A 22,799-nucleotide genomic window follows, 5' to 3' on the forward strand; every position below is an offset into this window, starting at 1 on the left:
GGCATAATCTGCAGGACGTTCCGTACAAGGAGCGCAAACATCAGTTTGCGCTCCTTGCTCGTTCCGCCAGGCACAGCAGTTTATCCCACCACAATGTTGACCAGTTTTCCGGGCACTACGATACACTTCTTGATTTCTTTGCCTTCAAAGTGTTCCTTGACCTTATCCAGTGTCAGAACCAGTTGTTGGATCTCTTCTTGCGAAGCGTCCTTGGATATAACCACCCGATCCCGTACCTTGCCGTTCACCTGAACCGCATACTCGATTTCATCCTTCACAAGCGCCGCCGGGTCATATTTGGGCCATGCCTGCTGGTGCACGCTGTCCCGGTGCCCGATGGTCCTCCAGAGTTCCTCCGCAACATGCGGCGCTACGGGAGCCAGCAGGAGCAGAACCGTTTCGATCGCGTCCAGTTTGGTGCCGACATCGGCTGTTTCCGGGTAGCCATAGATGGCATTGACCAGTTCCATGATGGCTGAGATGGCGGTGTTAAACTGGTAGCGTTCCCCGATATCTTCCGTTACCTTCTTGATGGCAAAATGGGTCTGCTGCCAAAGTTTCCTGGCATCCGAACCGGAATGGTCCGCCGCCGGACGGTTGGCAAACAAGTCAACATGAGCATCGGCCAGCCGCCAAACCCTGCCCAGGAAACGGTAACATCCTTCCACACCCTGGTCGCTCCACTCCAGGTCACGATCCGGCGGGGCGGCAAACAGAATGAAGGTGCGGGCTGTGTCAGCCCCGTATCTGGCCACAATATCCTCAGGTGACACCACATTGCCCTTGGATTTGGACATCTTGGCCCCTTCCTTGATCACCATTCCCTGAGTCAGCAGACTGTCAAACGGTTCTTCAAAGTTGACAAGTCCCGCGTCATACAGAACTTTGGTGAAGAATCGGGAATACAGCAAATGCAGCACTGCATGCTCAATTCCGCCGATGTATTTGTCAACCGGCAGCCATCGGTTTGCCGCCTCGATATCAAATGGAGCGGTTTCCAGCTTGGCTGAAGTATACCGCAGGTAGTACCAGGAAGAGTCGATAAACGTATCCATCGTGTCCGTTTCCCGGGTCGCCTTGCCGCCGCAGGACGGGCAGGTTGTGTTCACGAAGCTTTCGTTGGTGGCAAGCGGAGACTTGCCGGCCACTTCAAACTGCACCTGTTCGGGCAGCAGCACAGGCAATTGGTCCTTTGGAACCGGTACCGTGCCGCAGTTGTCGCAATAAACAACCGGGATCGGGCATCCCCAATAGCGTTGGCGGGAAATCAGCCAGTCGCGCAGACGATAGGATACAGTTCGCTTGCCCTTCCCTTCCTGCTCCAGATTGGCAGAGATCCGATCTATCGCTTCCAGGTTGTGCAGCCCGTTGAACCGATCGGAGTTCACCAACACTCCTTCTCCGGTATAGGCTTCTCGCAACGGCAGCTCAAGCGGAGCATCTTCCGGCTGAACCACCGGTTGAATAGGCAGGTTGTATTTGGTTGCAAATTCAAAATCCCGCTGGTCATGGGCAGGAACCCCCATTACGGCACCCGTGCCGTAATCCGGCAATACGTAGTTTGCAATCCAGATGGGAATAGGGTCCCCTGTTTTCGGGTGGATTGCATATTCTCCCGTAAACATGCCCACTTTCTCGGCAGTGTCCGAGGTACGTTCAATTTCTGATTTCTTGCGGACCTCTTCCACGAATGCGCGGATTTCGTCCCGTTTTGGCGATTTGCGGGTAATCCGGTCCAAGTCGGGGTGTTCCGGTGCCAATACCAGATAGGTAACCCCGTACAACGTGTCCGGACGGGTCGTGAACACAGTCAACAATCCGTCATGCTTGTCAATTCCAAAGATAATTTCTGTGCCAGTGGATTTGCCGATCCAGTTGCGCTGCATCGTTTTGACCCGTTCCGGCCAGCCGGGCAGATGGTCCAGATCATTCAGCAGCCGCTCCGCATAATCGGTTATGCGCAAATACCACTGCTCCAGATCCTTCTTTACAACTTCCGTGCCGCAGCGCCAGCAGGCACCGTTTTCCACCTGTTCGTTGGCCAGCACGGTGGCACATTCCGGGCACCAGTTGACCGCCCCTTTTTTCTTGTAGGCTAATCCTCTTTCATAGAAAAGCAGGAACAGCCACTGGGTCCACTTGTAATAATCGGGTTTGCAGGTGGTTACCTCCCTCTCCCAATCATAGGACACACCCAGTTCTTTCTGCTGGTTGCGCATAAATGCGATGTTGTCGTAGGTCCAGGGCGCCGGATGACTCTTGTTCTTGATTGCCGCATTTTCAGCAGGCATCCCGAACGCATCCCACCCCATCGGATGAAGTACATTGAAACCGTGCATCCGCTTGAAGCGGGCAATCACATCACCGATCGAGTAAACACGGACGTGACCCATATGCAGTCTTCCCGATGGGTACGGGAACTGCTCCAGGCAATAGAAGTACGGTTTGTCCGAAGCTTCGTCCGTGTGGTTTATACCGGCTTCTTCCCAATATTGCTGCCACTTCTTCTCAATGTCTGCAGGAACATATTTGTGTTCGCTCATGGTAAGACCCTCCAAGAAAATCTAAAAAACCTCCCACCCCAAAGCCTTCTGCTAGGGACGAGAGGTTGGAAAAACCAAGTAAAAATTCCCGCGGTACCACCCATAATTGCCGACCCGCAATGTGATGCGAAGCCGACCACTCAAGATCCTGTAACGGGGACCAATCGGTTACAAGTACTGCCATTCCTTGTAACGGCTCGGAGGCGAGTTTCTCCGTTACGCTCCTGCCAACTTTCACCAGCCGTTGGCTCTCTGAAAGGATGTAAGCGAATACTGCTCCTCGTCAATGCCTGCGTAAAATTAATTTTGTCGAAATATGAAATATTTGATTGTTAGTATACGCAGACGGTGAGCCATTTGTCAACCCATTGTGGAATGGAGTAATCCAATTTTCCGCAGATATCTATAAATATGGGGTTTTAGTCTCATGACAAATGAAAGTTCCGTTTGGCAATATGAAAGGTCGAGTGAAGCAATGTCCAATTCTGCGGGAAAGGATGACCCAGCATCCAGTAGCTGATCCCCCGCAGCCCCATCACATCAACCAGATGAAACTTGGCCAGAATCGAACGGGCATCTTCAAACCATATTTGCCTCATTTCGTTGCGGGAGCCCCGGTAGGTAAACATGGGGGAGGCAGACTCCTTGTGAAAATGGATATGAACTTCGGTGCGTATTGCCTGCTCCACGGCAGCTTTTGGCGAAATGCCGGCCGCCCGGTTTCCTTTCTCATAGGGAATCGGCCAGTTGTATCCGTAAAGGCTCATCCCCATCATGATTTTGTCAGGGGGGATTTGGGAGGTGGCGTAATCAAGGACGCTTCGCACCATATTGAGAGGGGCCACAGCCATGGGCGGACCTCCCACCCATCCCCACTCAAAGGTCATGAGAATGACCTGGTCTGCCATCTGGCCCAATGCCCGGTAATCAAACGCTCCCATCCATGGGTTTCGCGGATCATCGGACATCTTTGGGCCCATTGTCACGGTCAACGGTACGTTTTGTAATTTTGCTTCGTCCGCCAGCCCCCTCACAAAGGCAGTAAAGGGCTCCCGATCCTCCGGATACAGATGTTCGAAATCGATATTGATGCCGGCATACCTTTTTTCCATTACAGTGCGCAAGATATTATGGACTGCTCTTCTTTTCAGCTCCGGATGTTTGATGACGGTACGGGCCAGGTCCGGGTTAAAACGGCTTCCGTCAAAATTGGTCACGGTGAGAAGCGGAGCCACTTTTTCTCTTTTGAGGCTTAATACAACCGCCTCATCAGGCATTTCCGACAATGTGCCATCCGGGTACACACGGGAGTTAAACAGGGAGACATAAGTCAAACAATCGGCGGCATCCTCTATGATTTCCGTATCCGTCTGTTTGCCGGAGGGGATCATGAACGCATTCACCTGGATGGTTTTGTCCGGTCTTACACGACTGGGAATCCAAAGAGACTCTCCGGGTATCCACTTCCGGTCATCCAGTTTGTCGTTGACTGCCAGTATGATATGGGGAGGAATGCCTGTCTCCATCGATAGAGTATCCAGAGTATCACCTTCTTTAATGATGTGAAGTTTCAGCGTGGATTTTGGCCCTGCAGGAATTAGCAGACTCATGCCGGGCACCAGCCGGTCGCCGTTCAATTCGTTCGCCGACCGGATATGTTCCGCTGTACCTCCATAAAGCTTGGCAATGGAAAAAAGGGACTCACCGGCCTTCACCACATGGACAAACATAGTCCTCCTCCTTCCGGATAGGCTCCTATACTATATTCAACGGACAAGTTTACATAAAACTTTAATCGTGAAAATAAAAGAAGAGACTGCCGGGCAGCCTCCTCATGAATGAACTACTGTTTAGCGGAACACTTCACCGCCCCGTTTGTATTCCACATCGCCCACACCGTCGCGGACATTGGCTGCTCTTGCGATGGCAAAGAAGAAGTCGGACAACCGGTTCAGGTACTTCTGAACGTCTTCATTGATCGCTTCCTGTTCCGACAGCTTCACAACTCTCCGCTCAGCCCGACGTGAAACCGTCCGGCATACGTGCAGGGCTGCCGACACCGGACTGCCTCCTGGCAGCACAAATCTCTTGATGGGAGGACATTCGGCATCGTAACGGTCAATCCACTGTTCTAAACGCGATACCATGTCTTTGTTGACCTTATAGGTGATTTCCTGACCTTTGGGAGCTTGCACGTAAGCGAGATCTCCACCCGCGTCAAACAACTCATGCTGAATCTCGGTCAGATCTTCCAGCATGTCCTTGTGCCTCTCCGGATCCATCAACACTTTCGCCTGCCCGACAAAGGAATTCAGTTCGTCCAGGGTTCCATATGCTTCCACACGGACCGCATCTTTGCGAACACGTCCTCCAATCAGGCTGGTCATCCCCTTATCGCCGGTTCGCGTATAGATTTTCACTTTTGTGTTCCCCCTTATTTTTCATGATGGACAGCAGCCGATCCATATCAATGGCCGTTTCCACGGCATCGGCCCATTGGTCAAAGGCTTCCATCCTGCGCTTATAGTTGGAAGTGGTCTTGCCGATTGGCAGCAGCCCTTTTTTTACCCGGATGCCGTCCAGAAACGATCTGCGCCACTCGTCATTGTGCAGGATGCCATGCAGGTAGGTTCCAATCACCGTACCGTCCCTGTTGACCGCCCCATCTTCATGAACCCCGTTGGCACTGCACAGCCGGGCAAATGGACGGACATTCCCCCGTTCCGACCGTCCCATGTGAATTTCGTATCCTTCGACCGTCAATCCTGTCAGGCATGAAGCGGCGCCCGGCATGTCGAGAACCCTGCCCGCGGCCTGGACGGTGGTCTTGTGAGGAAGAAAACGGGTGGTAATATCCAGCAAGCCCAGTCCTTGCAGTTCGGGTAGATTGGATTCCACCAGGTCAGGATCGAGCAATCGGGACCCCAACATCTGGTACCCGCCGCAGATTCCCAGGATGTTTGCTGCGGGCGGCATGGCAACAAGTCGTGCCGCAAGGCCTTTTTGGGTAAGCCACAAGAGGTCATCCACCGTATTTTTGGTACCGGGCAGAATGATCAAATCCGGTTGTCCCAACTCATCAGGTGAAGAAACGAATCGAAGGGACACGTCCGGCTCAAAGCGGAGCGGGTCCACATCCGTGAAGTTAGAAATTAAAGGAAACCGGATCACAACCACATCCAATTCATTGGCGACAGCAGGCTTCTTCAAGTTCATTTTGTCCAATACAACCGAGTCTTCGCTCTCGATATACAAATCACGCTGATAAGGAACAACTCCCAGCACCGGAATGCCGGTACGCTTCTCCAGCCAATCGAGACCCGGTTCCAGCAGACGGATATCCCCACGAAACTTGTTAATGACAAATCCCTTGACCCGTTCCCGCTCCCTTGGCTCCAGCAGTTCCAAAGTGCCCACAATGGAAGCAAACACCCCGCCCCGGTCGATATCGGCCACCAGAATGACAGGAGCATCTGCCAACTCGGCCACCTTCATATTGGTGATGTCACGGTCTTTCAGGTTAATCTCAACGGGACTTCCCGCTCCTTCCAATACAACCACTTCATGAGTGTTGCACAGTCTGGCCAAAGAATCCTTTATGATTCCGATTGCTGTCGGAACATAATCCAGCCGGTAGTCGATGGCAGACATGTCCCCGATGGGAACCCCCCGAACAACCACCTGGGAGGTCATGTTCCCTTTCGGTTTTAACAGAATCGGGTTCATGTCCACCGTTGCCGGAATCCCGCAGGCCTCCGCCTGCACCCCCTGCGCCCGGCCGATTTCTTTTCCGTCAGCAGTCACGTAGGAATTCAGCGCCATATTTTGCGATTTGAACGGAGCCACAGTAAAGCCCCTTCTGGCAAAAATTCGACAGAGTGCGGTGCAAAGCAAACTCTTGCCTGCATCACTTGCCGTACCCTGAACCATCACCGTCAAAGCCAATAAAAAAACCCCCTTCCCTTCACAATGCACTCGCGAAAAAAAGGGGGTTCACTCCTGAACCGTTACCCCGGGCCGCGAGGGTGAACTTCATCTGCAACAGGGGTCTGGCTTTCACAGTGGCGCGTCCGCCCGGGATTTCCACCCGGTTCCCTGATTTATTCGCTTTAGAATCAGTTTACCTGATAAGGAGGATTCTGCCAAGAATACAAAGGGATACAACAGGAGCACAGACAGATGCGGTCGCCAACCTGACCGTTCTTTCGACCGAAATCGACATAAAAGGATATGGACTGAGAAATTGCACGCATGGTAAGATTGACTCGAGATCATTGCATTCAAAGCAACAATTTAGATCTATAATTAAAAAGGAGGTATCGTATGGAAATCACCAAAGCAATGGAGATTATCGAAAAACTGGCGGACGGGATCGACCCGTATACCGGGGAAGTGTTTGCCAGCGACAGCCCTTATCAGAAAGCGGAAACGGTCAGAGCTCTGACCCTAGCCGGCAAGGGCCTTGTCGCCCTCGAGCAGCGAAACAGACGGAGGGAACGACTCCCCCAGAATGCAGGCAAACCATGGTCCCTGGAAGAAGATCAGGCTGCCGTGGACCAATTCCGGAACGGCCTTACGGTCAAACAGATTGCAGCCAAGCACAAGCGGACCGAAGGTGCCATTTACTCCCGTTTGGTCCGGTTGGGAGAAATCAAAGAAGAAGAGTAATCATCTCGCCAGAAAGAAGTATCGGCTGGCCTTCTCGCCAGGCTCTACCCAATGGAAGTCCGCTCCGCACTCCACGCTAGTGAAACCTGCCTCATGCAAAAGTCCTTCAATTGCTTCCCGCGAATAGGCTCTCTGCCAATGAGTCTCATGGAACCGTCTGTACAAGTCTTCTTGCACTTGGGCAAAGAAAGTCACATCGTACTCCACTTGACATTTTTCAGAATCCAGGCGGCTTTGCCAGATATACGCCACATCCTCCCGGATATCGTAAAAGGTCTGGTGGCCCAACTCTTCCCGCAATTTATAAGGGGTGTGCATGTCAAACAGGAAGAATCCGCCCGGTTTCAACTGGTGGCGAATAGAATGAAACGCCTGCCGCAAGTCGGATTCTTCCAGCAAATAATTGAGGGAATCGCAGAATGAGACTGCATAATCCACTTTCTCCGGCAATCGTACACTCCTTAGATCCTGTTGGAAGAAGCGCAGAAAAGGCGTCGGGTGAGACAGTTTGGCCTGAGCCTGGGCTAACATCTCCTCAGACAGATCCACCGCAAACACTTGAAATCCCTGTTCCAACAACAGGATGGAAAGGGTACCGGTTCCGCATCCCAAATCTGCCACTTTCAATTGACTCCGAGGACCGCCTGTACCGGGCAGATGCCGGTTAACTGTCTCAATAAATATACGCATCCATTCGTCGTAAGGCGCATCCTGCATCAAGCGATCGTAAAATACCGCAAATTCTCCGTAAACCTTTGGCGTATCCATCTTTCTTCCCCTGACACAAACGCCCGGTCCTGGATCAGGCCCGGGCACAGAGTATATTGAATTCAGTCGATGCCGTTAAAGTTTTGGCGACCGTTCAAACAATGCTTAACTCCCGTGCGTCGCTCCAAACGCGTTCCAGATTGTAAAATTCCCTTTCCTCCGTGCGGAACACGTGAACGACCACGTCCCCGCAATCAATCAGGACCCATTTGGCTTCGTCATAACCTTCCATGCCGCGAACGCGGAGTCCTTTTTTCTCCATCTTTTCCTTCACCGCTTCCGCGATGGCTTGCACCTGAGTAGTGGAATTTCCGCTGCATAAGACGAAATAATCCGCGATTACTGATAACCCTCGTATATCGAGCATTATAATGTCTTTCGCCTTCTTGTCTGCAGCCGCTTCGGCCGCAATCTTTGCAAATTCCACCATTTTTTCACCCATGCACATGCCTCCTAGGAAAATTTAGAATGGTCCTGCTACTTATTTTATGTCAAAAGAGGCTTGCTCGCTCCGACTTTCCTTGACTTTCCGCCAGATCCCATTGCGAGCAATGACTGTCAAGGGAAAAATCGGTTCCCGGCGTTGAATCAGGTACTCAATCGTATTGTCAAACGAGAGAGCCAGCGCCAGGTCAAGATCCTCTTCCGCCACCTTTCGGATCTCCTCGACTGCCGGATATTTCCGGCCAGGTTCAATCGCATCTGCAAGATAGACCACTTTCTCAAGGAGGGACATATTTGTACGGCCTGAAGTATGGAATCTTGCCGCATTCAACACATCCTCATCCGTGATTCCAAATTCCTGCGGCGCCAGACCGGCTGCTATGTGACCGTGAAGCAGTTCGGGCATTTCGAAGTATTGTTCTTCTATATTCATATCTTTCGCCGTCTGCACCAATTTTTCCTTCGGCCACTGCCGACAAAAATCATGAATCCATGCCGCAAGCCTCGCATGTTCCGGATTGGCGCCATGAATTCGGGCCAACCGGTCCGCCGTCTGAACGACTCCCTCCACATGGCGGAATCGCTTCTCTTTCAATTCCGCTTTGACTCTTTCACGAATCATGTCCTCTGTCATACAACCCATTCTCCTCAATGAAACGAATCACCCGGTCAGGAATCAGGTAATGAACGGACCTTCTCTGCCGCAGCCGATCCCGCAGCCAGGTGGAAGAAATCTCGAGTCCGGGCATCTCGACAAAATGAATTCGATGCTCCGGCAGGAGCATCGAGGTTCGCAGCAAAGTCCTGCACTCGTCCAGAGCAAACCCCGGACGGGTCATGCCGATCACCTGGCAAATTTCCAAAATTCGCCCCGGATTGTGCCAATTCGGGAAATCGTAGAGCATATCGGCTCCCACAATAAAGTATAGCTCATCATCCGGAAATTGAGACGCAAAAGATTCCAGGGTGTCCACAGTATAAGATGGCACCTCACGCCTGATTTCCCAATCTGACACCGAAAAATCAGGTTCCTGCTCCACCGCAAGCTTTACCATCTCAAATCGGTTTCCTGCTGGAGTGATCTCTCTTCCGGATTTATGCGGAGGAATTCCGGAGGGAATGAAGATTACCCGATCAAGCTGCAAAGCTTCCTTGGCAAGCCTGGCAGCCACCAGATGACCGATATGAATCGGGTCAAAGGTTCCGCCAAACAGTCCCATTCTCATCCCGACACCTCCTGCCGCCCGTTCCCTTTTCCAATGGATACGAACAGGCCGACACAATGTTTCATGTTACTTTGGCAATTCGATCTGTTTATGTTCCTTGGACTCCCGGTACAGAACGACCGTCTTTCCAATCAACTGTACCAGTTCCGATCCGGTTCCATCCGCCAGCTGCTCCGCCACTTCGTCTTTGTCAAATTCACAATTGTTGAGAATCGACACTTTAATCAATTCCTTGGCTTCCAAGGCAAGGGAAACCTGATCCAGCATATTTTCCGAAACCCCACCTTTGCCAACCTGCAGGATCGGATCAAGATGGTGAGCCAATGAGCGCAAATACCTTTTCTGTTTACCTGTGAGCACGTTACTTCTCCTTTATCGCTTTTCTCATGATGGCAACCGGCGCTTCCACGCTTGTCCACAATGTGAAGGCCTCCGCCCCTTGGTAGACAAACATTCCGAGGCCGCCATGCGGGATTGCCCCCCGCAAGCGGGCTTCCCTCAGCAAGCGAGTTTCCAGCGGGTTGTATATCAGATCCGATACGACCAATCCCTCATGCAGCAGGGATGTGTCCAGCGGACATTCCTCAATTTGGGGGTACATTCCGACAGAAGTGGTATTTACCACAAGACGAACGTCTTGCATCAATTCCGGAAGATCATCGTATGTCACCGAGTGGGCCTTGCATAAGGACGAAATTCTGCGTGCCAGTTCGTCCCCTTTTTCACGGGTACGATTGACAATCAGGATGTCCCCGGCCCCCTTCATGGCCAGGGCGCTTACCACCGCGCGGGCGGCACCGCCAGCCCCCAACACCAGCACCTTGGCATCGGCAAGATTCAGCTTCGTCTCTTCCAGAAGCGAACGGACATACCCGCTTCCATCTGTATTATGCCCGACCAGAACACCGTTTTCATTCACGATCGTATTGACCGCCCCGATCATGTCCGCCTCCGGTGCAATGCGGTCAAGATACTTCATAACTTCAACCTTATGGGGGATGGTTACATTCACGCCCCGGATGCCCAAAGCCCGGATGCTCTCGGCAGCCGTCCGAAGCCGGTCGGGGTGAACATCAAATGCCACGTACACATAAGGGAGCCCCAAAGCAGCAAAAGCCGCATTGTGCATCTGCGGTGAACGGGAATGGCCAACCGGATGGCCAAACAACCCGGTTAGGGTCAAATGTCCGCCTTTCTCCATGCGTTTCCTCCGCTCCGTTTCATACTCCCCCCTACTATACCAAAGTTTTGCTTAGTAAAAAACACCCCGTTAAGGGTGTGCAGAGGGAATGTTCGTTTCTATTTCCGGAAATCGATCTGCAGTAGAATCTCGCTGGTCTGAAACGACAATTTTATATCATGAAGATGGTAATCGTCAAGTGACGGATCGTCCCGCCGAACCAAAGACACTTCCCTGCGCAAATGGTCGATCAGTTCGTCCATTCTGACAGGTCCGTTGAGAGTACTAATCCGGCGTTCCACCAATCGTTTGTGCTCTTGTATCTGTTGGGTCATACCAATCTCCCCTACCCATCGGTATCGTGTATTTTACCGTATGCGAGTATTCGGGCAGGTATGACGTGTTTCGGCAAAAATTTGCAATATTTTTACATCAGGGTGGTGATACCCTTCAGACCCTAAATGATGGCACGCCGGATTGATACGTCAACCCCTCTGGGAACATGCACATGCACTTCGCATTCGTTCCCTCTGGCAGAGAACCAACCGAGACCTGAAATCACAACATCCTTGCTGCTTCCTTCTTTGATCTTGATTTTGTGGGTAACCAAATCGCGCAGGTGGTCGCCGCAGTCACCGCAAGGAGGGGTTAAAAGCCCGCCCAGGTGCTTCCGATACAAGGTATCCGCATTTTCAAGTTTGGTCCGGTGAAGTTCCAGTTGATTCGCAAAGTAGCACACAAACGGCTGCCGCTCTCCTTTGACGAAGTCAAACCGGGCCAGTCCACCGGCAAACAATGTCTGTTTGTCATTCAGTTGGAAGACTGTCGGGTCGATGGTTCGGTCCGGAACAATCTGCTTCAGGCATTTGGGGCAAACGAGATCCGAAAGCCTGTGTGATGTCATGATGCCTGGCGTATCAATCAAGTGGTGTTTGTAGTTTGGGATTGCAACACGCACCGAAGAGAGAGTGGTTCCGGGGTAGCGGGAGGTGGTCAGTTCCACATCCCCTGTTTCCCCAAACGTCCGGATCAAACGGTTGATCAAAGTGGATTTCCCTACATTGGCTGTTCCCACAACATACACATCGCGATCATTGGCGTATCTTTCAATGAAGGTCTTGACATGCTTCAATCCGTACCCTTTGCCGGCGGATATAAGCGCGATTCCTTCCAGCAGGATCCCCTTCTTCTCCACCTCTTTGCGAAGCCACATTTCCACCTTCTCCAGATTGGTCTGCTTCGGAAGCACATCCACTTTGTTGGCAACAAGAAATACAGGATTGGAACCTATGTATCTGCGGAGATTGTCTATCCACGAACCGGCAAGATCAAACAGATCGACAACCTTGACTACAAGCGCTTTCTTCCGCCCGATCTCACTTACGATCTTGATGAATTCGTCATCATCTACAGCCACGGAAGAGACTTCGTTATAGTGACGAATTCGAAAACACCTTCTGCACACCGGATGTTCCCTTTCCAATGCAGAGGCTACCGTGTATCCGGGACTCTCGGGCTGCCCGGTTTGAAGAGGCGCTCCGCATCCGGTGCAAACTTTCACTTCAGCTTTCATCCTTTACTCCTCCCAAGGAATCATTCCCCGTTTGCGGAGACCTTTCAGCACTATCCGCTCCATGGAGCGCAATACCTTGGTGCCGGGCCATTCTTTTGTCGCAATGGGCAGCACCAGAATCGAATTCAACCCCATCCGGTTGGCACCAAGAACATCGGTAAAGATCTGGTCACCCACTACTACGGTTTCATGCGGTTTCGTCCCCATGATCTGCATGGCGCGGCGAAACGCCCCGCGGACCGGTTTTCTGGCCCCATGGATGCAAGGCAGGTTTAAAGGGCGGGCAAATTCTTCAACCCGGATTCTTTTATTGTTGGAGACGATACAAACCCGGAGACCACGCTCTTTGACATCTTCCAGCCATGCAACCAGCTTCGGTGTCGCGTAAGGCGAGTCCCAGGATACAAGTGTATTGTCCAGATCGGTAATAATCCCTTTGATGCCCTGTGCTATCAACTCATCCAGGTCAATATGGTAGATGGATTGCACATAAAGCGACGGGATCAAACGCTTCAGCATACTGTCACCTCAAACCATAATTCCATTCTTATCCTTCAACGGGAGTGAAGAGTTTATGCCGTACTAATCGTACCATCCGGATGTAACAATTTCCATACCTGCTTCTTTGCAGAAGGTTTTATCAAATTGATTGGCGTTCGGTAGGAAGAGATGTTAAAATCATACCAAGGGGTGATTGGTATGTCATTATACGAGAGTAGGATAGGAAAGAAATATCAGACTGTGGTGCCTATGCATGTTCGAGAGGCCGCAGGAATAGGGGAAGGAGACAGCTTGCTCTGGAAAGTTCAGGAGGATGGTACGATTGTGGTTCGTCCCCAAAAAAGCAAAACCGAATATCTGGCCAATCTAAACAAAAAAAATTACGGCTCCTTTGAAAATGCCAAAAAACAACTTGAAGAAGGAATCGATTCATGGGACGAATAGACCTGGAAACCGTCCAGAAAATATCGCTTGATTCCAACTGTTTTATTTATTTGATGGAAGGTTCGCCTTACGAGAAGTTCTTGCTTCATTTGTTCCGAAAGATTGAGAATGGCGACTTGCAGGCAGTTACATCGACTCTGACAGTAACGGAAATTCTTAGCCATCCATACAAAAAGGGGAATATAAGGCTGGTGGAAGAATACCGGGGATTACTTTCAAGCTTTCCAAACATGAAGGTAAGAGCAGTAGATTTTCATGTGGCCGACAGGGCGGCCGAATTGCGGAATCAATACCGCCTCAAGACCCCCGATGCGATTCAACTGGCAACGGCCATTTTGGAGGACACCCAAATTTTTGTAACCAATGACAAAGATTTCTCGTCAGTCGATTTTCCGATCGTTTATCTGCAAAGTAACAATTTACGATAAAGCCGCCTTGATACAACACAAGGCGGCTTCGTCGAATCGGAAAACTATACTCAGTTCCGGAAATCCAAACTGTTGAACTGACACCCTGCGAACTGTTGGAAGTCAAAGGGTTGGATTCTGAACTCCCTTTGTTTTATACTTGAGACAGGATTGAGAGGAGAATGTGAGAATGGACAATGAACCGCAAGTTATTGGGTTGCTTCAAACCATTTTGGAGAAGGTTGAAAAAATCGAATTGGTACATCAACAAGTCGGACAACTTACGGTTAAAGTCCATTCCATCCAAGAAGAACTGAAGGAAGTCAAAGATGAAGTGAAAGCAATCAATGAACGCTTGGATTACATCAAGGAAAACGTATCAAAACACGATGAAGACATATTTCGGTTAAAGAGAAGGGGTTAATGCGATTTCCGCTCATCTGGTTAATCGCAAAAACTCCTTCACGTCCTCCAGAGCCAGGTTCACCGCACTTTGCCAAAAATCAGGCCGGGTGAGGTCCACATCCAGATGCTTTTGCGCGAGGTCTTCCACCGTCATGCGGCCCGTGTCCCGCAACAGCGCGACATATTTTTCCTCAAACGAAGGTCCTTCCTGCAGGGCGCGGGCATAAACCCCATAACTGAAGAGATACCCGAAGGTGTATGGGAAGTTGTAGAAAGGCACATCCGTAATATAGAAGTGCAGCTTTGATGCCCAGAAGTAAGGATCATATTCGCCAAGAGCATCCCCAAATGCCCGTTTCTGCGCCTCCACCATCAGTTGCGTCAATTCCTCTACACTGACAAGCCCTTCCCTTCTTCTTTCATAGAAGGCTGTCTCAAACAAAAACCGTGCATAGATATTCATGAGGAAGGTAGCGCAGCTTTGTGCTTTCTCTTCCAACAGCACCAACCGCTCCTGATCGGTTTTCGCGTTCTTTACCGCTGCATCCGCCACCACCATTTCTGCAAAAGTGGAAGCAGTTTCCGCCACGTTCATCGCATAGTTTTGCACCATTTGCGGCAGATCGTCCATTACATGCTGGTGGAAGGCATGCCCCAACTCGTGGGCGAGGGTGGATACATTATCAGAAGTGCCGGCGTAGGTCATAAAGATTCGTGTCTGTTTGCTGTCAGTAAAGCTGGTGCAAAAACCGCCGGGTCTCTTGTTCGGACGGTCTTCCGCTTCAATCCATCTTTCCTCAAAAGCCCTTCTTGAGAAATCAGCCATGCGCGGAGCCAAACGGGAGAACTGTTCCACAATGATGGCAGCCCCTTCCTCATAGCTGATCTTCCTTGTCACATCGCCAATCGGCGCTTGTACATCATACCAACTGAGCTTCTCAAGCCCCAAAAGTTTGGCTTTTCGGTTGAGATATTCCACCAAAGTGTCCTTGTTCTGTTCAATTACATTCCACATGGCCTTGAGGGTTTGCTCCGACATGCGGTTGATGTCGAGCGGCTCTTTCAGAACCGATTCCCAACCGCGATGGCGGTACAGATTCAACCTGTAACCTGCCAGGTGGTTCAGGGCATGGGCACAGAGTTCCGCACTTTTGGCCCATTCTTCTGTCCACTTGTTGAATACCGACATTCGGACCGAACGGTCTTCATGGCTCAACATGTTCCACGCCTGCCCGACAGAAAGCTCTTTTGGCTCCCCGTCCTTCTCGACAGGAATGGTGATGCGGCCTACAACCTTACTATAGAGGTCAGACCAGGCATGGTACCCGTCAACCGCCAGGTCATTGGCCAGCACTTCCAGTTCGGGGGAGAGCTTTTCGGCAGCTCGCTGCCTGCGTTCATTCAGGGGGAACGCAATGGGCTGTACCGCTTCAGTTGAAAGAAATCGTTCCCATACCGGTTGGGGAATCCGCAGGATGAGTATGTCAAAATCAATCATGACCGACGAATAGGAACTGTGAAGCTGCACCACTTTCCCGTACAACAGCTTTGCTTTGTCATCTTTGACATTTTGTGCCGTCAGACATTCGGTAAACGACATCGCTTCCCGCAAACGGCTCTCAATATTTTGAACCAGGTAGATGGTACGGTTCAGGGATTCCGCCTCTTCGGCCGATTGCGGCACCCGAGTTTGCTGAATCAGTTGCTGAAGCTGGTGGATATCTTGCTTTAACACGTCAAGATAAGCTGCAAATTCCTTCGATTCGCTTCCCCCGGGAAAGAATACGTCCAAATCCCAAGTCTGGCTCAACTGTTTCATATGTATTCCTCTTTTCCATAGAACTCCACTATAGTTTTCTTCTCGTTGGCGCCACCGACAAGTCATTATACCACGAGTAGGGGAATCGGCCTTAAAAACACTGACCAAAACAGCGGCACTCAGTGCCGTTAATCAGGCCCCCACTTCAAAAGGAATCGGCAAATTCTTGTCTTAGATTCGGAAGGATTGATCAGCCTGCCTGATCAGCATCAGGAACAGGACATAAGCAATGATTCCTGCGATCAGCACAGGGAAAAAGAAAACAGTCATTAGGGCAGGAAACAGGAATGCAACAGAAGTGAATGCGGTTACTGCAACCATAGTATACAGGTAAATCTTCCATCTGGACTCGGAAGTTTGAGCAAGCTCCCAGAGTCCGTAAGTTTTCGCCATGGCTCCGATTCCAGTGAAAATATGATAGGTCATTAACAAATTGACTATGGCTGCTGCAAGCCCTAAAAACAACAATAACAGCCCGACGGGATCATGAGAAATTGATCTCTAAGGAATTTCAAATAAGCAAGGCTGTATGGAATATGTCTTTTCCATACAGCCCATTCGGAAGTTCAATCTTTTTGCCCATTACTCGATTATACCTTGGCGCATCGCTTCCGCCACAGCCTGCGCCCGGTGCTGGACCCCCATTTTTCTCATGGCAGACTTTATGTAGTCGCGAACGGTAAACTCACTGATCCGCATGTGATCCGCCATCTGTTTGATGCTTTCCCCCAGGGACATCCGCTGAAGAACCTCTGTTTCGCGGTTGCTTAGGGGAGTCGTTTTTTGCTTTTGACCAGGGGCTGCAATGATCTCTCCCACGACTCTTCCGTATTTGAACAGGGATGGCAGAAGCTCTTCAATCGCTTCCTCCCCCTCGTAACGGTCCACCAGCGCCGCCCCCAGGATTGTGTTTGCCCTGGTGATGGGCACCACCACCAAAGAGCTTAATTCAAATTGTTTCACATACTTGATGGGAAAATGATTGATGCAGTGGGGGACGAATTCCGGTTTGCAGCCCGTGATTGCCGAATAAACGGGAGGAATGGAGCGGACATCCTCCCTGATCTCTTCAAATCGGTAGATCGTGTCCTTCTCAATCCGGAGGAGCCCCTCCCCCTTGTAAGTCAGAGGGGAGTAAGCAAACAGTGAGGCCCTGGAGAACCGAAAATACGTAACGAATCCCCTGAGGGCCATCTCAAGTTTCTCTTCGTGTGCAGCGGATATCAAATCCTGGAAGGAGTCTCTAAGGTGCGTATTGATCATAATTCTACCTCCCTACATTTTAGGGGATATGAACTTTTGGTCAAACGCGTATCATGGAAATTGTAAGCAGTTTCATTCTAGCAGACTTGATCTCGAATGAAAATTCTTTTTTTTTCAACAAATCAAACGGTTGTTTGGTAGGCATGATTCTTTATGCCATAACTATTTTTGATTTAGGGGAGGAAAGTACGATGAGGACTGAAATGATTACAACCAGCTCCAGAGGGCTCCGCACGGATTCGCTTCCTTATCGCCTTTACGAGAAGGCCAAGCGGTTTGGCGTATGGAATCCGAAGGACATTGATTTCAGCGAGGACAAGGTGCACTGGCAACAGCTTACCGATGAACAACGGGAAGACACGCTGCGGTTGATTGCCCAGTTTCAGGCCGGTGAAGAAGCGGTTACACTGGACCTCCTTCCGCTCATTATGGTGATTGCCAAAGAGGGGCGAATCGAAGAGGAGATGTTTCTGACAACCTTCCTGTTTGAAGAAGCCAAACACACCGAGTTCTTCCGTCTGCTCCTGAATGAGCTCGGCGAAACGGGGGATTTGTCCGTCTATCACACTCCGGCTTATCGAAAGATCTTTTATGAGGTTCTTCCGGAAAGCTTGGGACGTCTGGTTCATGACCAGTCACCGGAAGCGATTGCGGAGGCATCCACTGTTTATAACATGTTCATTGAAGGCGTATTGGCCGAAACCGGGTATTGGGCTTTCTATGAAGGGGTAAAGAAAGCGGGCATCATGCCGGGACTGTTAAAAGGGATCGGCTATCTGAAGACAGACGAATCCCGCCATATCGGCTACGGCACATTCCTGCTGCAGCGCATGATTTGCGAACATCCTCATCTGTACGATCTGGTGGCCGGAACCATGGAACAATTGGCACCCCTTTCCATCGCTCTCAATCAGGAAAACATGGGCGGCCGGGAAGCAAGCGGTTTTGGTGTTCGGGCGGAAGATTCTGTCGCATATTCAATGAAACAGCTGCAAATCCGCATGGAGGTTCTTGCCAGAGCAAAGGGGCAGACCATGGAAGAAATTTATAAAACATCCGAAACTTTACTTGGAGTACTGTAAGGGACTTCTTGCATTGTTCCAGCAAACCATTCGCAAGGGGGCGTAGAAATGACAACCGCAGTACAAGTATTGGAGTTCCCGCTTTTTATTGACGGAACCTGGAGACCCTCCAGTTCCGGCGAAACATTCAATGTGATCAATCCCGCCGACGGAGAAGTGGTGGCGAAAGTGGCAAAGGGCACCAGAGAAGATATGGAAGCTGCCGTCCAGGCTGCCCGCAAGTCCTTCGACTCCGGGATTTGGTCAAGAAAGACCCCGCAGGAAAGAGCAAAGATCCTGATCGCATTCTCTCACAAGATTATCGAACATGCCCAGGAACTGGTCTTCCTTGAGGCGATCAGCTCCGGCGGCACAGTCCGGCGGATTGCCAACTCCGACATCCTGCAGTTGGTGGATCTTCTGCAGCAGACGGCCAAATTTGCATTGGAGTACCAATATGTCCAATCGCTGCCGGTGGTTGCCTTCCCGCAACCCAGCAACAATCAGATCTGGCGGGAACCGATCGGTGTGGTGGGCGCCATTACACCCTGGAACTTTCCGATGATCCTCGCCATGTGGAAATTGGCACCCGCACTGGCAATGGGGAACTCCATAGTGGTGAAGCCGGCTTCCAACACCCCCCTCTCAACCCTGAAACTGGCGGAACTGGCTGTTCAATCCGGCGTTCCGGCAGGGGTGTTCAATGTGGTGGCCGGACCCGGCAACAGCGTGGGTGAAACGCTCATAACCCATCCCCTGGTGGATAAGATTGCCTTTACCGGTTCCACCGAAGTGGGCCGACGGATCATGCAGTTGGCATCCGGCACAGTGAAACGCGTGACGCTTGAACTGGGGGGCAAATCCCCCTCCATTGTATTGCCTGATGCCGATCTGGAGCTTGCCATCCCGGGCATTCTGTTTGGCGTGTTCCTGCATTCCGGTCAAGTCTGCGAATCAGGAACCCGGGTCCTGGTACATGAATCGATCTACGAGGAAGTGCTGGAGCGGCTTGCGGCTGCCGCCTCTGCCATTAAGATCGGAAACCCGCTCGATGAGACAGTCGGAATGGGCCCTCTTGTATCCGAGCAGCAATTGGAAACGGTCCTCGGTTACATCGAAGCCGGCATTCAGGAAGGGGCACGCCTGGTTTGCGGCGGCAAACGGATCAGCGGGCCCGGCCTGAACAAAGGATTCTATGTGGAACCCACCATTTTCGCGGATGTGCAAAACGATATGAAGATTGCCCGTGAGGAGATCTTTGGTCCCGTTCTCTCCGTAATCAAATATTCCAATCCGGAAGAGGCCATTACATTGGCCAACGATACCATTTACGGGTTGGCAGCCGGGGTTTGGACACGGGATGTAAACAAGGCCTATCAAGTGGCAAGAGAACTCAGAGCAGGAACCGTTTGGATCAACGACTGGCACATGTTCCGCAGCGACGCGCCCTTTGGCGGATACAAGCAGAGTGGCTTTGGACGCGAACTGGGTCGCCATGCACTTGACGAGTACACCCAGATCAAACATGTCCACTATTCCCTGACGACCGAACTGAGCCAAAGACCCTGGCTTGGCGCCATCCTGTTTTGATAACAACCATTCTGAACAAAGTGGGTGATCCGATGCAATCGTCATTTTTCCAGTTTGCCTTTCGTACGACGGTTAACAGCGGTGCAGGTTCCAGAAGCCTGTTGCCGGAACTGATCAAAGGACTCGGCGGCCGAAGAGCCGTACTTTTCACCGACAAAGGTTTGACAAATGCAGGCATTACGGACAAAATCGTCCAACTGTTCAATCTGATGCCAGGTGGTGTACAACTGGCCGGGGTGTTTGACGAGATTGAACAGGATGCAAAATCGGAAATCGTCAACCGGGGAGCCCGTTTCTTCAAGGACTTGAATGCAGATTCCCTGATTGCATTGGGCGGGGGCAGCGTGCTGGATACAGTAAAAGGCATAAAGTGGATGCTGCATAAAAAAATCAACGAAATTCGGGCGGGATTGCTGGGCAATACGATGGAAATGTGGCCTGAGGCACAGTATATTTTCATACCGCATGTCGCCATCCCCACTACTGCCGGGACGGGAGCCGAAGTATCTCCCATCGCCGTGATTTACAACGAAGCTGCCGGTATCAAGATGAACCTGATCAATCCGTTTATTAACGCGGATTTTGCAATTCTTGACCCGGAACTGACCACCGGACTGCCTCCGAAAATTACCGCCTTTACGGGATTTGACGCGCTTACCCATGCGGTGGAAGCCTACTTCTCCCCGCAAAACAACCCGATGGCGGATGCGTTTGCCCTGCAATCGATCCTTTTGATTCGTGACAATCTCCGAAACGCTGTTCATGAAGGCACCAATATTCAGGCGAGGGCCAACATGCTGATGGCTAGCACCATGGCGATTCAGGCATTCTCCCTGACACTGAACGCCATCCCGGTTCACAACATGGCTCATGCCTTCGGAGCCAGGTTCAATATCCCGCACGGCTTGGCCAATTCTGTGCTGCTGCCTAGCGTCATGGAATCGTTGGCTCCTTTCTACCTGTCGCGGATCCACGGATTTGCCGAAGCACTTGGCATTCAGAACCTGCCTGCCGATCCCGTTCAATGTTTGGGGATTGTGACGGCTCAGATCCGGGAACTCCGCCGCGAAATCGGATTGCCCGAGACATTTGCAGAATTCAGCATCAGTCCTTCCGATCTGCAGACCATTGTGCAGGCTGTCCAACTGGATCCCTCCGGTGTGGTCTTCCGTTTGCCTGCGGAAGTGATAACCAAAGTTGCAAACGAAGTATCTGGGGTTGTTGTACATTCGTAAATTCCAATAGCAAACCAAAAGAAACCAAACCTCCGGTTTCCGGTTTGTCCGGTAGCCGGAGGATTTTTTTCTTTAGAAAAACTTAACATCGGAGTCTGCCCGTTGCTATATAATAGGTAAAACCATCACTTTCCAAAGGAGTCATACTATGGACCAGAAAGCGGTACGCGGATGGGTCATGTACGATTGGGCCAACTCCGCTTTTGTTACCACAATGATTGCCGCCGTACTGCCGATTTTTTATTCGGAAGTGGCTGCCGGCAATCTTGACAAGACTACGGCAACTTCCTATTGGGGGTTTACCCAGTCCATCGGAATGTTGATTGTTGCGGTGATGGCCCCGGTGCTTGGGGCCATCGCAGACATGTCGGGCTCAAAGATCCGATTTCTCCGTTTGTTTGCATATACCGGCATGATAGCATCCGTCCTTATGATCTTCGTGGGAAAAGGAGACTACCTGCTGGCCTCCCTGTTGGTGGTCTTTGGCATCATCGGGTATACCGGAGGCAATGTATTCTATGACTCGCTGCTGCCTGATTTGGTTCCCTATGAAAAGCGGGATTACATTTCCTCGAAAGGCTATGCATTCGGCTATCTGGGCGGTGGACTCTTGTTGACCATCAACCTTGCCATGATTATGAAACATGAATTGTTTGGCATACCCGACACCACAACTGCCACCTATCTTTCCTTTGCGAGTGTGGGAATCTGGTGGTTTGTGTTTTCACTGCCTTTGTTCCGACATGTAAAAAGCCGCCCAGCACAAACCGGGTTGACTGTTTCCCAATATGCGAGAACAGGCTTTACACGGATCTGGAACACACTGCGGGAGATCCTAAAATACCGGGAATTGATCAAGTTCCTGATTGCTTTTTGGTTTTTCAATGATGCCATCAACACGATCATTACAATGGCAGCCATATATGGGAAAGAGATTGGAATCGGCACAACGGATTTGATCACAGCCCTGTTGATCACCCAGTTTGTCGGCATTCCCTTTACGCTTTTGTTTGGCAAGATCGCAGAGCGGGTAGGCTCTAAACCTTCCTTGTATATTTCTTTATCCACCTATGTATTGATATCCGTCCTTGGATTCTTCATGCAGAACAGCCTTCATTTCTATCTGCTGGCGATGATGGTCGGCCTGGTGCAGGGGGGAAGCCAGGCAGTTGCCCGTTCGATCTACAGCAGTTTGGTGCCGCCCAGCCGCTCTGCCGAATTTTTCGGTTTCCTGAGTCTTTCAAGCAAGTTCGCTTCCGTATTGGGACCGCTTGTCTTCGGGTTGATCGCTCTGTTTACCGACTCCAGCCGCTGGGGGATCCTGTCTTTGGTGCTGTTCTTCGGAATTGGAATTCTTGTACTGACAAAGGTGGACTTGGTGAAAGGACGTGAAGAAGCGCTTGGTTAGAGAACCGGGCGCTTTTACAACTTGCTGTCTTAATCTCAATTTTGACTTATCTCCGTATCATCTGAATGGTAATGGGGCAGATGAAAGGCTCTGTACATGTGGTGGTAGGCCTCTTTTCAAGTGACGGTAGACCTTTTTATAGGAACTGGAGTGAGTTGGAGTCGGTCTTTTGGATTATGTTAACAGACTTGGGCATAGGATCGCCAACTCTTGGAATAGGTGATTATAAGGCACTAATTTGCTGCTTTGAAACAAGGATTTCAA

At 50.9% G+C, this 22,799-nt stretch carries 24 protein-coding genes and 1 other annotated feature; of the genes, 8 read left to right on the top strand and 16 right to left on the bottom strand.

Going from position 1 to position 22,799, the window contains the following annotated elements; genetic code table 11:
• Positions 1-80 precede the first annotated feature (80 nt).
• From leuS to EFBL_RS04350, 4 genes are all read right to left on the bottom strand, one after another.
• Positions 81-2,543 carry a leucine--tRNA ligase gene (gene leuS / locus EFBL_RS04335; protein ID WP_096180914.1) on the bottom strand — a complete coding sequence of 821 codons (2,463 nt, stop codon included), beginning with the start codon at positions 2,541-2,543 and terminating at the stop codon, positions 81-83.
• 50 nt (positions 2,544-2,593) lie between these two features.
• Positions 2,594-2,839: a binding site (T-box leader), on the bottom strand.
• Between the two features lie 129 nt (positions 2,840-2,968).
• Positions 2,969-4,273: a glycoside hydrolase family 18 protein gene (locus EFBL_RS04340; RefSeq protein ID WP_096180915.1), complete on the bottom strand. Its 1,305-nt coding sequence runs from the start codon at positions 4,271-4,273 to the stop codon at positions 2,969-2,971.
• A 120-nt stretch (positions 4,274-4,393) separates the two neighbouring features.
• On the bottom strand, positions 4,394-4,963 hold the full coding sequence (locus EFBL_RS04345) for a cob(I)yrinic acid a,c-diamide adenosyltransferase (RefSeq protein WP_096180916.1): 570 nt from the start codon (positions 4,961-4,963) through the stop codon (positions 4,394-4,396).
• A complete protein-coding gene (locus tag EFBL_RS04350; RefSeq protein ID WP_231705682.1) occupies positions 4,935-6,488 on the bottom strand; it encodes a cobyric acid synthase in 1,554 nt (517 codons plus the stop codon). The genes EFBL_RS04345 and EFBL_RS04350 overlap by 29 nt, the downstream gene beginning before the upstream one ends.
• 378 nt (positions 6,489-6,866) lie before the next feature.
• Between EFBL_RS04350 and EFBL_RS04355 the strand changes: the two genes are divergently transcribed.
• Positions 6,867-7,211: a hypothetical protein gene (locus EFBL_RS04355; protein ID WP_096180917.1), complete on the top strand. Its 345-nt coding sequence runs from the start codon at positions 6,867-6,869 to the stop codon at positions 7,209-7,211.
• Here EFBL_RS04355 and EFBL_RS04360 read toward each other — a convergent pair whose 3' ends face one another.
• The 9 genes from EFBL_RS04360 to EFBL_RS04400 form a co-directional block, all read right to left on the bottom strand.
• A complete protein-coding gene (locus tag EFBL_RS04360; RefSeq protein ID WP_096180918.1) occupies positions 7,212-7,979 on the bottom strand; it encodes a class I SAM-dependent DNA methyltransferase in 768 nt (255 codons plus the stop codon).
• 94 nt (positions 7,980-8,073) lie between these two features.
• Entirely contained in the window at positions 8,074-8,421 is a 348-nt protein-coding gene (gene rsfS, locus EFBL_RS04365) for a ribosome silencing factor (RefSeq protein WP_096180919.1), read from the bottom strand.
• Positions 8,422-8,460: 39 nt separating this feature from the next.
• A complete protein-coding gene (yqeK, locus tag EFBL_RS04370) occupies positions 8,461-9,057 on the bottom strand; it encodes a bis(5'-nucleosyl)-tetraphosphatase (symmetrical) YqeK (RefSeq protein ID WP_096180920.1) in 597 nt (198 codons plus the stop codon).
• On the bottom strand, positions 9,035-9,649 hold the full coding sequence (gene nadD / locus EFBL_RS04375; RefSeq protein WP_096180921.1) for a nicotinate-nucleotide adenylyltransferase: 615 nt from the start codon (positions 9,647-9,649) through the stop codon (positions 9,035-9,037). Before nadD ends, yqeK begins: the two co-directional genes overlap by 23 nt.
• 66 nt (positions 9,650-9,715) lie before the next feature.
• Complete coding sequence (yhbY, locus tag EFBL_RS04380) at positions 9,716-10,009, bottom strand: ribosome assembly RNA-binding protein YhbY (RefSeq protein WP_096180922.1); 294 nt, start codon at positions 10,007-10,009, stop codon at positions 9,716-9,718.
• A 1-nt stretch (position 10,010) separates the two neighbouring features.
• A complete protein-coding gene (locus EFBL_RS04385) occupies positions 10,011-10,850 on the bottom strand; it encodes a shikimate dehydrogenase (RefSeq protein ID WP_096180923.1) in 840 nt (279 codons plus the stop codon).
• A 98-nt stretch (positions 10,851-10,948) separates the two neighbouring features.
• Entirely contained in the window at positions 10,949-11,164 is a 216-nt protein-coding gene (locus EFBL_RS04390) for a hypothetical protein (protein WP_096180924.1), read from the bottom strand.
• A 122-nt stretch (positions 11,165-11,286) separates the two neighbouring features.
• The gene (gene yqeH / locus EFBL_RS04395; RefSeq protein ID WP_096180925.1) at positions 11,287-12,402 is read right to left on the bottom strand and encodes a ribosome biogenesis GTPase YqeH; all 1,116 of its coding nucleotides are present in this window, start codon (positions 12,400-12,402) and stop codon (positions 11,287-11,289) included.
• Positions 12,403-12,405: 3 nt separating this feature from the next.
• Positions 12,406-12,918: a YqeG family HAD IIIA-type phosphatase gene (locus tag EFBL_RS04400; protein WP_131927734.1), complete on the bottom strand. Its 513-nt coding sequence runs from the start codon at positions 12,916-12,918 to the stop codon at positions 12,406-12,408.
• Positions 12,919-13,071: 153 nt separating this feature from the next.
• Between EFBL_RS04400 and EFBL_RS04405 the strand changes: the two genes are divergently transcribed.
• From EFBL_RS04405 to EFBL_RS04415, 3 genes are all read left to right on the top strand, one after another.
• Positions 13,072-13,347 (top strand): AbrB/MazE/SpoVT family DNA-binding domain-containing protein, encoded by a 276-nt coding sequence (locus EFBL_RS04405; RefSeq protein ID WP_096180927.1) that lies wholly within the window; start codon positions 13,072-13,074, stop codon positions 13,345-13,347.
• Positions 13,335-13,775 carry a type II toxin-antitoxin system VapC family toxin gene (locus EFBL_RS04410; RefSeq protein ID WP_096180928.1) on the top strand — a complete coding sequence of 147 codons (441 nt, stop codon included), beginning with the start codon at positions 13,335-13,337 and terminating at the stop codon, positions 13,773-13,775. Before EFBL_RS04405 ends, EFBL_RS04410 begins: the two co-directional genes overlap by 13 nt.
• A 169-nt stretch (positions 13,776-13,944) precedes the next feature.
• The gene (locus EFBL_RS04415; RefSeq protein WP_096180929.1) at positions 13,945-14,178 is read left to right on the top strand and encodes a hypothetical protein; all 234 of its coding nucleotides are present in this window, start codon (positions 13,945-13,947) and stop codon (positions 14,176-14,178) included.
• Between the two features lie 12 nt (positions 14,179-14,190).
• On the opposite strand, the gene EFBL_RS04420 is transcribed toward EFBL_RS04415, so the two are convergent.
• From EFBL_RS04420 to EFBL_RS04430, 3 genes are all read right to left on the bottom strand, one after another.
• Entirely contained in the window at positions 14,191-15,978 is a 1,788-nt protein-coding gene (locus tag EFBL_RS04420) for a M3 family oligoendopeptidase (RefSeq protein ID WP_096180930.1), read from the bottom strand.
• 171 nt (positions 15,979-16,149) lie between these two features.
• On the bottom strand, positions 16,150-16,371 hold the full coding sequence (locus EFBL_RS04425; RefSeq protein ID WP_096180931.1) for a hypothetical protein: 222 nt from the start codon (positions 16,369-16,371) through the stop codon (positions 16,150-16,152).
• Between the two features lie 189 nt (positions 16,372-16,560).
• Positions 16,561-17,241, bottom strand: coding sequence for a response regulator transcription factor (locus tag EFBL_RS04430; RefSeq protein ID WP_096180932.1), 681 nt, complete (start codon positions 17,239-17,241; stop codon positions 16,561-16,563).
• A 191-nt stretch (positions 17,242-17,432) separates the two neighbouring features.
• Here EFBL_RS04430 and EFBL_RS04435 point away from each other — a divergent pair, with 191 nt between their 5' ends.
• The 4 genes from EFBL_RS04435 to EFBL_RS04450 all read left to right on the top strand — a co-directional run bounded on the left by EFBL_RS04435 (position 17,433) and on the right by EFBL_RS04450 (position 22,535).
• Entirely contained in the window at positions 17,433-18,323 is an 891-nt protein-coding gene (locus tag EFBL_RS04435) for a R2-like ligand-binding oxidase (RefSeq protein WP_096180977.1), read from the top strand.
• A gap of 48 nt (positions 18,324-18,371) precedes the next feature.
• Positions 18,372-19,892, top strand: a complete 1,521-nt coding sequence (locus EFBL_RS04440; RefSeq protein ID WP_096180933.1) for an aldehyde dehydrogenase family protein — start codon at positions 18,372-18,374, stop codon at positions 19,890-19,892.
• Between the two features lie 32 nt (positions 19,893-19,924).
• Complete coding sequence (locus tag EFBL_RS04445; protein ID WP_096180934.1) at positions 19,925-21,127, top strand: iron-containing alcohol dehydrogenase; 1,203 nt, start codon at positions 19,925-19,927, stop codon at positions 21,125-21,127.
• Positions 21,128-21,275: 148 nt separating this feature from the next.
• Positions 21,276-22,535 (top strand): MFS transporter, encoded by a 1,260-nt coding sequence (locus tag EFBL_RS04450; protein ID WP_096180935.1) that lies wholly within the window; start codon positions 21,276-21,278, stop codon positions 22,533-22,535.
• Positions 22,536-22,799 lie beyond the last annotated feature (264 nt).

The sequence above is a fragment of the Effusibacillus lacus genome (genome assembly GCF_002335525.1).
GTDB lineage: Bacteria > Bacillota > Bacilli > Tumebacillales > Effusibacillaceae > Effusibacillus > Effusibacillus lacus.

Coding starts and splice junctions, on each gene's coding strand:
- leuS (WP_096180914.1), bottom strand. CDS start 2,543: ATGAGCGAACACAAATATGTTCCTGCAGACATTGAGAAGAAGTGGCAG.
- EFBL_RS04420 (WP_096180930.1), bottom strand. CDS start 15,978: ATGAAACAGTTGAGCCAGACTTGGGATTTGGACGTATTCTTTCCCGGG.
- EFBL_RS04340 (WP_096180915.1), bottom strand. CDS start 4,273: ATGTTTGTCCATGTGGTGAAGGCCGGTGAGTCCCTTTTTTCCATTGCC.
- EFBL_RS04390 (WP_096180924.1), bottom strand. CDS start 11,164: ATGACCCAACAGATACAAGAGCACAAACGATTGGTGGAACGCCGGATT.
- rsfS (WP_096180919.1), bottom strand. CDS start 8,421: ATGGGTGAAAAAATGGTGGAATTTGCAAAGATTGCGGCCGAAGCGGCT.
- yqeH (WP_096180925.1), bottom strand. CDS start 12,402: ATGAAAGCTGAAGTGAAAGTTTGCACCGGATGCGGAGCGCCTCTTCAA.
- EFBL_RS04435 (WP_096180977.1), top strand. CDS start 17,433: ATGAGGACTGAAATGATTACAACCAGCTCCAGAGGGCTCCGCACGGAT.
- EFBL_RS04450 (WP_096180935.1), top strand. CDS start 21,276: ATGGACCAGAAAGCGGTACGCGGATGGGTCATGTACGATTGGGCCAAC.
- EFBL_RS04445 (WP_096180934.1), top strand. CDS start 19,925: ATGCAATCGTCATTTTTCCAGTTTGCCTTTCGTACGACGGTTAACAGC.
- EFBL_RS04385 (WP_096180923.1), bottom strand. CDS start 10,850: ATGGAGAAAGGCGGACATTTGACCCTAACCGGGTTGTTTGGCCATCCG.
- EFBL_RS04405 (WP_096180927.1), top strand. CDS start 13,072: ATGTTAAAATCATACCAAGGGGTGATTGGTATGTCATTATACGAGAGT.
- EFBL_RS04410 (WP_096180928.1), top strand. CDS start 13,335: ATGGGACGAATAGACCTGGAAACCGTCCAGAAAATATCGCTTGATTCC.
- nadD (WP_096180921.1), bottom strand. CDS start 9,649: ATGAGAATGGGACTGTTTGGCGGAACCTTTGACCCGATTCATATCGGT.
- EFBL_RS04425 (WP_096180931.1), bottom strand. CDS start 16,371: ATGGCGAAAACTTACGGACTCTGGGAGCTTGCTCAAACTTCCGAGTCC.
- EFBL_RS04415 (WP_096180929.1), top strand. CDS start 13,945: ATGGACAATGAACCGCAAGTTATTGGGTTGCTTCAAACCATTTTGGAG.
- yqeK (WP_096180920.1), bottom strand. CDS start 9,057: ATGACAGAGGACATGATTCGTGAAAGAGTCAAAGCGGAATTGAAAGAG.
- EFBL_RS04440 (WP_096180933.1), top strand. CDS start 18,372: ATGACAACCGCAGTACAAGTATTGGAGTTCCCGCTTTTTATTGACGGA.
- EFBL_RS04430 (WP_096180932.1), bottom strand. CDS start 17,241: ATGATCAATACGCACCTTAGAGACTCCTTCCAGGATTTGATATCCGCT.
- EFBL_RS04360 (WP_096180918.1), bottom strand. CDS start 7,979: ATGGATACGCCAAAGGTTTACGGAGAATTTGCGGTATTTTACGATCGC.
- EFBL_RS04355 (WP_096180917.1), top strand. CDS start 6,867: ATGGAAATCACCAAAGCAATGGAGATTATCGAAAAACTGGCGGACGGG.